At 74.6% G+C, this 11,530-nt stretch carries 4 protein-coding genes; all 4 read right to left on the bottom strand.

All coding sequences use genetic code 11. From position 1 onward, the window contains the following. Positions 1-11: 11 nt before the first annotated feature. The gene (locus tag BCD49_RS40720; protein ID WP_007519442.1) at positions 12-3,317 is read right to left on the bottom strand and encodes an EAL domain-containing protein; all 3,306 of its coding nucleotides are present in this window, start codon (positions 3,315-3,317) and stop codon (positions 12-14) included. Positions 3,318-3,633: 316 nt separating this feature from the next. Then, entirely contained in the window at positions 3,634-8,553 is a 4,920-nt protein-coding gene (locus BCD49_RS17775; RefSeq protein ID WP_007519443.1) for an alpha-(1->3)-arabinofuranosyltransferase domain-containing protein, read from the bottom strand. Then, positions 8,550-9,863: a glycosyltransferase family 4 protein gene (locus tag BCD49_RS17770; protein ID WP_083401527.1), complete on the bottom strand. Its 1,314-nt coding sequence runs from the start codon at positions 9,861-9,863 to the stop codon at positions 8,550-8,552. The genes BCD49_RS17775 and BCD49_RS17770 overlap by 4 nt, the downstream gene beginning before the upstream one ends. Continuing rightward, positions 9,860-11,518: a hypothetical protein gene (locus BCD49_RS17765; RefSeq protein WP_241832348.1), complete on the bottom strand. Its 1,659-nt coding sequence runs from the start codon at positions 11,516-11,518 to the stop codon at positions 9,860-9,862. Before BCD49_RS17765 ends, BCD49_RS17770 begins: the two co-directional genes overlap by 4 nt. Between the last annotated feature and the right edge of the window lie 12 nt (positions 11,519-11,530).

Raw genomic sequence — 11,530 nt, 5'->3', positions numbered from 1 at the left:
GGAACGGGCGCCTAGAAGCGGCTGGTGGCCGGGCGGGGCCGCCGCCGGCCGGAGGAGTCGGCCTCGGCCGCCGCCAGGTCGTCCCGGCCACGCCGGCCCGGCGGGCCGGTGCCCGCGGGGGAGCCGCCCGCCGGGGAGTTCCCGGCCACCTGGCCCTGCGCGGCGCGCAGCTTGGCGAGGGTGAAACGGGCCTGGCCGCAGAACATCGTCACCGCGCACCGCACCGCCGGGTCGAGCTGGGACTGGTGCTCGGTCCAGCGGACGGTGATCATTCCCTGGATTCCGCCCTCGCCGAGCAGCGGCACCATCAGCGCGGACGCGATCCCCAGTCCGCGCACCTTCTCGGTCGGGATCATCGGGTGCGTCTCCGCGTCCGGGATGAAAACCGGACCGGTCGCGGACGCCAGCTCGCGGATCGCCTTCTCGTCGTCGCTGGTCGCGCGCACTCCGATCTCCGTCAGCGGCAGCGTCCCTTCGACGACGGACACGCCGGCGGCGCGGAAGACGGTCGAGCCGGGCAGCTCGGGCAGCATCACGGCGACCGCGTCGGCGTGGGCCAGCGTCCGCACGACGTCCGCGCACAGGGTGGCCGCGGCCGTCAGGTCATGGTGGTGCCAGAACGTCTCGAGCTGTTCCAGCCCGGCGCCCGCCTCCGCGAGCAGCATCCGCTGGAGCCGGGCGTCCAGCAGGCTCATGGCGTGCCTGGCAAGGGTGTCCAGCGCGGTCCGCTGACCGGTGGTGAGCCGGCGCGGCACCCGGTCGGAGACGCACAGGGCGCCGATCACGTGGCCGTCGGCGGTCCGCAGCGGTGCGCCGGCGAAGAAGGTCACAACCTGTGGCTCCAGCCTGGCCAGGTGCGCGTAGCGCAGGTCGCGGGAACAGTCCTGGATCTCCAGGTATCGGCCATCGGCGACGATGTGCGACCCCGCGCCGACCCGGGCGCGGAGCTCCGTCGGCTGGACGCCGTGACTGGCCTTGAGCCATTCCCGATCAGAATCGATGAACGTCAGATAGCCGAAGCCACAGTCGGCGAGCTGGGCGGCGAGGGTGACGAGAGCGTCGAACTCCGGCTCGGGCGCGGTGTCGAGGATCCGGTACCGACGCAGGGCGGAGAGCCGGCTCGGCTCGTCCGGCGGTTTGGGGGCGACCAGCCCGGTCCGCTCCCAGGTCCTGATCGCCTCCTCCGAGGCCTTCGGCTCCGGCTCGTGACGGCCCGGTGCCCGCGCCTGGCTGGCCCCGGCGGACTCGGCCCGCTCGCCGGTCCGGTGCCCGTTGCTGGACGGGGCGACGCCGGCCACCGCGCGCCCCGCCAGGCGCGCGGCGTCCGCGCGCGTCGCGTCCGCCTGGGCCTGGCGGGGATCGCCCCAGGCGGCGGTCAGCGGGCCGCGGCCGGGCGTGCGCCAGGCATCGCCGCCGGTGCCGCCACGGGTGCCGACCTCGGCTCCGCCTGACCCCGGCGGCGCGTCATGACCGGCGGGCCGAGGCTGGTCGGCGTGGACCTGTCGGACGTCCACACCGCGGGCCAGCAGGATCTCCAGCTCCTCGGCCGGCAGCGGCGGCGAGAGCACGTCGCCCTGCAGGAGGTCGCAGCCGAGCTCGGTGAGCATCCTGGCCGACTGCTCGTCCTCGACGCCCTCGCCGACGACGCGCAGGCCCAGCCGGTGGCCGAGGTCGACCACCGACCGCACGATCGCGACGTCCGGCAGGCTGCCGCGGGCGTCCGCCACGAAGCTCTTGTCGATCTTCATCTCGTCGAACGGGAGCGCCTTGAGGATCTCCATCGAGCTGTAGCCGGTGCCGAAGTCGTCGAGCGAGAGCTTCACGCCCGCGGTCCGCAGCTCGCCAAGCATGGCGGCGGCGCGCGCCGGCTGGGAGACCAGCGCGCTCTCGGTGATCTCCAGGGTGAGCATCTCCGGCGGCAGGCCGTGATGTTCCAGCCGGCGGGCGACCTTGCCGGGCAGGTCGTCGATGACGAGCATCCGCGCGGACAGGTTGGCCGAGACGGGGAGGCGCAGGCCGGCCCTGACCCACCGGGCACACTGGGCGAGCACCTCGTCCAGCTCCCACCAGGTCAGGCCGATGATCAGTGAGGAGCGCTCGGCCATCGGCAGGAACGAGCCGGGTGGCAGCAGCCCGCGCTCCGGGTGGCACCAGCGCATCAGCGCCTCGGCGCCGGCGATCCGGCCGGTCGCGGCCTCCTGTACCGGCTGGTAGTACATCACGAGCTCGCCCTTGGCGATCGCGTTGCGCAGCTCGGCGTGCAGGGCCAGCTCCCAGGAGCGCACGCCGACCGTCCCGGCCATCCCGACGCTCCAGACCCCGAGGCGCGCGCCGTCCCGCTTGGCGTTCGCCAGCGCCGCGTCCGCGCACGGCAGCACCTTCGACAGCCGGTCGCCGTCGCGCGGCGCGGAGGCGATGCCCGCCGTGGACTCCAGCTCGATGTTGATGCCGCGGATGCGCACCGGCCCGTCGAGCTGGTCGAGGACCTTCTCGCCGAGCCGCGCGAGCCATCCGCCGCCGGGTTCGACCCGGTCGTCGGCCTGGTCCTCGCCGGACAGCACGAGGACGAACTCGTCGCCCCCGAGCCGGCCGACGAACGCGGGCCGCGGGTGCACCTCGCGCAGCAGGTCGGCATACTCGCGCAGCGCCTCGTCGCCGGCCTGGTGCCCCAGCGCCGAGTTGATCTCCCCGAACCGGTTGATGTCCAGCACGATCACCGCCTGGGCGCGACCGGCGACCAGCGCCTCGGTGATGGCTGGCTCGCCGGCGTGCATGAGCCCCGCCCGGTTGGTCAGCCCGGTCAGCGGGTCGGCGAACGCCTGGCCGCGGCCCCATCTGAAGAACCCGTAGGTGAACATCGCCGACCCGATGGCACTCATCAGGATGGCCAGGTAGGTCAACGGGTAGACGGTCAGCTCGCCGCGCGCGGCCAGCGCGCAGGTCAGGGCGAGGCAGATGACGACGGTCAGCGCGGCCACCCGGCTGGGGCGGCGCGACACCAGGCCGGCGTAACCACCGGCCCACGGGTACCAGGCCAGGAAGGCGAGCGGCGTACGCGACGCGACGCCGATCACCGCGATCGTCAGCGCGGCCGTCATCGCGAGCGTCACGACCAGTGCATCGCGCTGGGTGTCGCCGTCGGGCGCGAAAAGGATATAGCAGAGAGTAGCGGCGGAAAGCAGAAAAGCCCCGAAGGCCTCGGGTTCCCGATAGGACAGCGGCAGGGGCAGGGTGAGCATGAGCAGCAGGAACAGCGTGCCAGCCAGCGGGAGCACGGCGAGGAACCCGCGCTCCCGGATCCAGCCCCTCCCTCGCATCCGACCAGCCCTCCTCGCACCGGGACGCTTCGGACAGCGCGAAGGATGTGCGTCTGCGCGCCGCCTTTGGCGTGGTGCCGGCCTCAGGTCGTGCCCGCGTGCCGGCGGGAGCCAACGGCCCGACCGGGGTCCAGGCCGGGTTCGACCGCCCCCCGGCGGCACGGCCCGTTTTCAGTCAGTCACACCATGTCCAGCGGCCGGCGCAGGGTAACCCGGCAGGCTTCCTTTCCCGGCCGCCCGCGACATGATCTGCCTACGTAAAGTGCCCGTACGGGCACGCTCCGTGCTGACCGATGGGCAAACCCGCCGCCATCGGTCAGTGCGGGAGCGTGCCGGCGGGACCCTCCAACGACGGCGCTGCCTCGGCCTCGGTTCCGGTTCCGGCCTCGGCCACGGCCACCGCGGCGGCGGCGCGACCGTTGGCGCGGCCGTGCAGCAGCGCGAGCGTGGCGTCGGCGCCGAGGAAGAGCACCGCGAGCCATGAGACGATCGCGACCTTGTCGAACTCCGCGACCCAGGAGCCGTTCACCGGCAGGTCGTAGCGGACCTGTACCTCGATGACGTAGGCCGCCGCCGCGGCGAGCGCCGCGACCGAGCCGACCCGCAGCAGCACCCGCCCGCGTGGCGCCAGCGCCGCCACCAGCGTCACCGCCGCCGTCGCGGCGCCGGCGGCCGGGCTGGCTATGAACGCCCCGATGGCCGCCGTCGCCAGGACCAGCAGGACCACCTGGCCCAGCGGCAGCCGCGGCGTGGCGGCGAACGGCCGGTCCAGCAGCGGGAGGTCGCGGACGGGCCCGGGCCAGCCGGCCCTGCGCCGCCGCCGGCCCGTCACCCCGAGCAGCGCCAGGCACAGCACCACGGTCACGACGGAGACGGTCAGCGCGGCGAAGACCACCCGCTGCGGCGTCCAAGTGAGCTGGACCTTGAAGCTCTCCGACGTCGGGTCGATCCGCCAGCCGTTGGCATAGGCGTCGACGAGCTGGGGCGAGCCGATGTCGGTGTTCTCGTCGATCTTGCCGTGCCATCCGGGGGAGAGGCTCTGCCCCAGCACCAGCCAGAACGGCGTGCCCGGCTTGGCGCCGGTGACCGTGAGGACGACCGTCGTCGCCCCCGCGACCTCCACCTTCACCGCCGGCGCCGCCGGGGCGGCGGCGCCGGCCGCGGTGCCCGACCGGGCCGCGAGGTCGGCCGTGCGCTGCTCGCGGGAGGTGTCCAGAGCGTTGATCGACGTCGCGTCCGGCCAGGTGGTGCCACCCATGTCGGAGGCGAGGACCAGCCGGTCCAGGTCGATCCCGGTCTTCGCCCCGTTCGCGGTGCGCACCACATGGTCACCGGCGGTCAGGTGCACCGGGGTGCCGCAGGTGCGCAGGTCCAGGCCGAGCCGGCCGGACGCGTCCTTGGTCGTGCCGTTGATCCGCACGCCGACCGGCTGACCGTCGACGGTCAGCAGGTCGGTCCGGCAGTCCGAGGTGAAGTCGGCCGGCAGCTGGGCGTTCGACGCGGTCTGGCCCGTGCCGGACACGCCCGGCAGCTCGATCTCCGCGATGCCGACGGGCATGGTCAGGGTCGAGCCGGAGATCGTGTCCGTCGTCGTCACCGGGCGGACCGCGTCGACGACGAAGCGGATCTGGTGGCCCTGGCCCACCGGCAGCGGCAGCGTCACCGTGGTGGTGGCGCCCCGCTGGCCCGTCGCGTCGGCGACCGGCGGCACGTCGACCGTGCCGGCCCGCTGGCCGTCGACCTCGACGCCGAGCCTCGTCGGGACCGAGTGCCGCCCATCGGTCACCAGGGTGACCTTCGCCGTCGACAGGGTGACGTCGTCCAGCGATGTCAGCTGCAGCCAGTTGCCGGTCTGGTCGCCGAAGCCCGGCGACCAGGCGGTGGCGGTGTCACCGTCGAAGGCGGCCGAGCCGCGCGCCTCGATGTCGCCGGGCAGCCGGCCCGACGAGTCCACCAGCGGTGGGCCGGCCGGCCGGCCGAGCAGCTTGTCGATCAGGTCGTCCGAGGCGTACGCGGACAGGCGCGCCGTGCCGGTCAGGCTGAACGTGCGGTCGGTCGGCAGGGAGAACACCCGCGCGATCGTCGACTCGGTGTCCTCCTTGAACGGCTCGGCCGGGTTCGCCCGGTCCCGCGTCATCGTCAGCACCAGCGGGTGGTCGAGCGAGCCCTGGCCGGCGGTGGCGAGCAGGTCGGTCGGCATCCGCAGCAGGTCCTGCGCGACGGCCGGCTTTCCGTCCGCCTTCGGGATCTCCACCTCGGCGAGCCCGACCGCGGACAGGCCGTCGTAGCTCTTCTGCTTGCCGAAGTTGGTCGCGTCGACCTGGATCGTCAGGGTCTTGAACGTCCGCTTCGGGAAGGTGATGACCTGGCCCTGGCCGGTCCTCGAACCGTCGATGAGGTCGGCCGTCACCGGCGCGCCGCCGTCGAAGGTCAGCGTGACCTTGGTGATCCACCGGTTGCGCGGGCCGGTGAGCGGTTGCACCAGCCGGACGTGGTCGGTGGTGGTGGGGGCGGCGAGCGTCGTCTGCCAGCGCTCGCCCGCGGGGTCGGTGAACGCGCCGACCCGCCACGCCGTCGTCGGGTCGGCGTCGATGGCGTGCACCGGGCGGTCGGCCGGGCCGTAGGCGAACGTGTTGCCGTAGCTCGACGCGGTCACCGCCGCGACCTGGGCCTGCTCACCCGGGGCGGTGAGCACGGCGACCGTCTGGTTGGAGGTGTCCTGGTCCGGGAACAGCGGCAGCCGGTTGTCGTCCGGGTCCTTCGCCAGCGCGGGGACGCCGGGCTGCTCGACGTAGCCGAAGTTCTCCCGGATGCCGGTCCAGCGCTCCGCCCGCAGCCGGTTGGAGTCGCTGACGAGCAGCTCGGCGCCGTCGGCGAGCGCCTGGTGCAGCCCGTCCGGGTCGCCCGCGAGCGCCGCCGTGTAGAGAACGGCCCGGTTGTTGTCGATGACGTCGCTCAGCAGGCCGGAGGCGGCCGCGTCGACCAGCGCCTCGCCGTTGCCGCTGACCAGCAGCGGGCGGCCGGTGGTGGCCGAGCGGACGATCGGCGTCGGGTCCTTGACCGCGAAGTCGGCGAGCGTCGGCGGGTCGGGGACGGCCGGGTCGGTGCCGAGGGTGATCTCGTCGAGGTAGGGGATGGTCGTCGTCTCGCTCACCGGGGGGCCGTACGTCGTCGGCTTCTCCAGCCCGTTCGGCAGCGGCGTGGTGAACAGCTCCCAGTCGGCCCGGGGCCGCGGGCCGCGGAAACGCTCGTACTGGTTGTTACCGCGCAGCACGACGTCCCCGACGCCCATCAGCCGGGCGACGTCGTAGAGCGAGGACGTCTCGAAGACGCCCTCCTGCAGCCGGCGGTCGAGCGAGCGGACCAGGTCGACGCTGCCGGCCTCGCCGTAGGGGACCAGCTCGCGCTGGATCGTCGGGCGGTCCATCAGGCCGTAGGTGACGGAGTCGAGCGTCGAGCCCCAGCGGTAGTGGGCGAAGTCGGAGCCTGGGAGCTCCAGCACCCGGGTGGCGTTGCCCTTGGCGCCCAGCGCGTCGGCTAGCGCCTGCTCGTACTCCGGGACGTTCTCCGGCCGTTGCAGGCCGGATTCCAGGAACTGGCCGCGGAACAGCGGTGCCATGTCCAGCGCGAGCAGCACCAGCACGACCACCGTCACGGCGGTCGGCAGCACGGCGCCGGGACGCGGCCGGAAGGTCATCCCCTGCCTGCGCCGGCGGCCCCCCGCGCGGCGGCCCGCCCCGCCGGCGCCGGCAGGGGAGCGCAGGGCCGCGGCACGCGCCACCGACCGCTCGGTGAACGCGGCGAGCGCGCCCGCCAGCAGCACCGACAGGCCCAGCACGACCAGCGGCGCGGCGCGCGGCAGCGAGCGCAGCGCGAGCCCCGCCGTCGACCCCTCGGCGAAGTCGCGGAAGAACCGGCCGAGCGGCGACGGGTCGTCGTACGGGTACACGCCGACGGCGACCGTCGTGCCCAGCACGACCAGTCCGACGAAGTAGGCGCGGTGGCCCCAGCGGATCAGCGACGCCGCCGCCAGCCCCAGCAGCGGCACGGCGAAGCTCACCGCCAGCAGCCACAGCGCCTGGGTGTAGCCGACCGCGGGGGTGATCCACGGGCCGAGCGCGTCCTCGCCGTAGAAGAACCAGTTGCCCAGGCCCCGCAGCACCTCGGAGGCCTGCGAGCTGCTGGCGACCGTCTTGACCGTCTCGGTGAAAGCCAGCACGTTCAGGCCGTAGCCGGCCTGTGTGTAGAGGCCGGCCACCCACCAGGCGTTCGCCAGGATCGTCAGGATGACGGCGCGGCCGATGAGGCCGGCGGCRGCGCGCGGCGTCGCCTCCCGGGTGCCCCAGATCGCGAACGGCACCCACAGGATCGGTGCCAGCATGATCAGGATCAGGCTGGAGGCGTTGATGCTGCCGACCGAGGTGACCACCAGCGCGAACGCGGCCGGCCATCGCCACGCGTCGGCGCCCCGCCAGCTRCCCTTCCCCTCGCGGGCCTCGCGCAGGCCGCGCACCGTGATCCCGATGAACCAGCCGAGGCCGGCGTAGGGCAGCAGGATCGCGGAGATCCGCGCCTCGTACTCCAGCGAGTACGGCGTGAGCATGTAGCCGAACGCGGCGACGACCGAGTACCGGTCGGGCCAGCCGAACGAGCGCAACAGGAACAGCACGCCGGCACCGGCGACGAACAGGATGGTGCCGGTCCACAGCCGCTGGGCGACCCAGTCCGGCAGTCCGACGACGTCCAGCACGTAGTACCAGAGGCCCTGCGGGAACAGGTAGCCGATGTTCTGGTGGGTGACGGTACCCATGCCGACGTCCGGGTCCCACATCGACACCGCGCGGCGCAGCAGCCGGCCCGGATCGAGGTAGAGGTACGCCTTCGTGTCGGCGCCGATCCGGCCGGGCGACGTGCGCAGCAGCGGCAGGTAGGCGACGGCGGCGAGCAGCAGCGTCGCCCAGGACGGCCGCGGCGGGCGCCAGCCGCGCCACCCGCGACGGTCGTCGGCGCCGGGCGCGGCGCCGGCCGACTCCGGGGTCCCTGCCGGATCGGCGGCAGGGTCCCTGCCGGATTGGCGAAGCCGATCTGGGAGGTCGGCGATCGGGGAAGTCCGGGCCGTGGCCGGTGTGGGCGCGGAGGCTTCGTCGGTGGTGACGGCCGCGGTGCCGGCCGCGTCGCCGCCGCCGGGGCCGGTGGGTCCGGAGGGTCCGCCCGGGTCCTGCGTCGTCAAGGTCACCGCAGCGGCCCGTGCAGCCGGTCGAGACCGCCGGGGCGGGGCGCGCGGCGGCTGTGCTTGGCGGCCTCCTGGACGAGGGCCGCATAGGTCTGGCGGGCGGTGTTGGCCCAGGTGAACGTGGCCGCGTGCGCCAGCGCGCCCGCGACGAGCCGGTCGCGCAGTTCCTGGTCGCCGAGCACCCGGCCGAGCGCGCCGGCGAGGTCACGCGGCTCGACGAGCAGACCGGACAGCCCGTCGGCGACGGCGTCGGTGTGCCCGGCGATGTTCGTCGCGACCGACGGGGTGCCGCAGGCCGCCGCCTCCGTGATCGTCATGCCCCAGCCCTCGCGGGCCGACGCGCTGGTGAGTACCCAGGCCCGCCGGTAGAGCGCGAGCAGGCCCTCGTCGTCGACCCGGCCCGCCAGCTTCAGCCAGTCGGTGGCGTTCGCCGCCCGGATCTGGGCCTCCAGCGCCGGGCGCTCGTAGCCCTCGCCGACGATGGTCGCCTCCATCGTCGGGTGCTGCTGGCGCAGCCGGACCAGCGCGTCGATGAGCAGGTCGAACCGCTTCACCGGCACCAGCCGGCCGACCGCCAGGACCAGCGGGTGTGGCGAGCGCTCTCCGAGCGGGGCGTAGCGCCCGTCGATGCCCGGCGGGATGACGGAGATGTTCGCCGGGGGCAGCCCGAGCATCTCGATGATCTCGTGGCGGGACGACTCGGACAGCGTCAGCATCCGGGTGCGCCGGTAGAGCGGCGGCGCGATGGTGCTCTCCAGCGTCTCGCCGATCTTCGCCAGCGGCGGCTTGAGCACCATCCGCCACATCTCGCCGTGGACGTGGTGCAGGAACACGACCCGGGGGCAGGGCKCCCACACCGGTGAGAAGAACGGCATGCCGTTCCAGATCTCCACCAGCCCGTCCCAGGGGCCGCCGTGGCCGAGCGCGCCGGAGATCGCCGAACGCGGGAACACCATGTACCTGCCCGCCTTGCGCACGACGGAGTAGCCGTTGCGGGTGGCCGTCTCCAGGTGGCCGGGGGCGTGCGCGGTCCGCATGCTCACGTCGACGCCGGCAGCGGCCCAGGCGGCGGCGACCTGGTCGGCGTGCAGCTCGGAGCCGCCGGCCTCCGGGTCGTCCAGGTCACGCCAGGCGAGCATGTGCACCCGGCGGACACCCGAACGCTCGACGAGCTCCGCCAGGGTGGGCTCGCGCACCTCGATCCACGGGGCCTTGCGTGGCTCGACGAGTCCCACAGCCGAGCCGAGGCGCCCGGGGGCGCCCAGCTGCCCGGTGATGCCCGAACGGCCCATGCCTTCGTCGAGCGCGCTCATGCGGGCGCCACCTCCGTCGCGGCGCGGCCGGCACCCGGCGCGGACATCGTCCGGCGGGCCGCGCGGGCGACGAGCAGCCCGGTGACCGTTGCGAGCACGGCCTGGACCGCGAGGTCCATCCGGGCGGTGGTGACCGGCGACCCGCCGGCCAGGGCGATCAGCCCGACGGCGGCCGCGGCGGTGAGCCCGAGCGCGACCAGCACAGCGCGCGAGCCCAGGGCCAGCAGGTAGTGGGTGAACAGCACAGTTGCTCCGAGACAGGTCATCGCTGCGGCCAGGGGGAGGAGAGCGCCGGAGGCGTCGGTGAAGCGGGGCCCGAAGGCCAGGGACAAGAGGGTCGCGGGCGCTGCGGACGCGGCCGCGAGGAGCGCGGCGGCCGGCAGCGCGAGGATCGCCAGCGTCGCGCCGAGCTGGTGCAGGGCGTGCTCGCCCTGGTGGCGGCGGTCGGCCGCCTCCGGCAGCAGGAAGCCGGCGAGCACCACGGCCCCGAACATCAGCACCTTGCAGGTGACGGACACGGCCGCGTACTGGCCGGACTCGCCGGGCGAGAGCCGGCCCTGGACCAGGACGTCGACGTTCTGCAGCAGGGCGAGGAAGGCCAGCGCCGTGAGCGCGGCGCCCAGCTCCGCCGCCAGCCGGCGCTCCCGCCCGCCGGGCGAGGCCGCGGTTCCGCCGGCGGCGGCCGCCACTGCCGCCACTGCCGCACTCGCCGCCACGGTCGCGCCGGCGGGTTCGGCTCGGCCAAGCGAGCGGCGGGCGTGCGCGAGCGCGGCCAGCACGCCGAGGAGGACCGCTGTGGCGGCGCCCGTCGCCCCCAGCCCGGCGAGCACCAGGCCGACCGTCGCCGCGCCCTTGACCGCCGCGTCGACCAGCAGGTTCGCGGCGAGCTCCCGGTAGCGGTGGGCCGCCTGCAGCAACCCGCGGTCGACGCACAGCAGGCACCAGGCCGCGCCGGCGGTGAGCGTCTCGGCGACCCCGCCCGGCCCCGGCAGCGACAGCTGGTGGGCGAGCGGATCGCGGACCACCAGTGCCAGCACGGCGACCGCGGCCACGCCCCGCAGGCCGGCGCGGCGCACCCGAGCCGCCCAGCCGGCGACCAGGTCGGCCCGCCCGGTGCGCGTCCAGGTGGTCACCCGGCGGACCACCCCGACCAGCAACGCGCTGCCCGGCATGGAAACGATCATGAAGAGGGCGAACAGCTGGGCGGTCGCTCCGTAGGAGCGGGTGCTCATCGCGCGCGCGATGACGAGCGTGACGCCCAGGTTCGCGACGTTCGAGAGCAGGCCGGCGAGCGCCAGCGGCGTCGCTCCGCGGACCGCGCAGCGCAGCCGGCCGCCACCGACCGCGGCGGCCGTGGCCGTGGATGCGGCGGCGGCGGCGACCGGAGGCACGGCGGCGACAGGAGGCGCGGTGGCCGGCGGGGCGGCGGCCGGGGCCGGGGCCGGGGCCGTGGTCGTGGTCGACCTGGATTCCGCGTCCGGCGCGGACGGGCCCTCGGCCGGCCCGGGCGGGACGAGGGCGTCGCTCGTCGGCTTGGCCCAGTCCACCGGGACCGCCGCGTCCCGCCCGGCCGAGAACAGGCCGGCGGGGCCGCCCTGGCTCGCCGGACGGGGCGTCGGTGTCGCGCGCGGGGGAACGTAGGGACGCCGTGACATACTGTTACTGTC

Source organism: Pseudofrankia sp. EUN1h (assembly GCF_001854645.1).
In the GTDB taxonomy this organism is placed as follows: Bacteria; Actinomycetota; Actinomycetes; order Frankiales; family Frankiaceae; genus Pseudofrankia; species Pseudofrankia saprophytica.
This window is presented reverse-complemented; position numbering and strand designations above follow the sequence as displayed.

Excerpts from the sequence above, each read along its gene's own strand:
- BCD49_RS40720 (WP_007519442.1), bottom strand. The coding sequence starts at position 3,317 with ATGCGAGGGAGGGGCTGGATCCGGGAGCGCGGGTTCCTCGCCGTGCTC.
- BCD49_RS17765 (WP_241832348.1), bottom strand. The coding sequence starts at position 11,518 with ATGTCACGGCGTCCCTACGTTCCCCCGCGCGCGACACCGACGCCCCGT.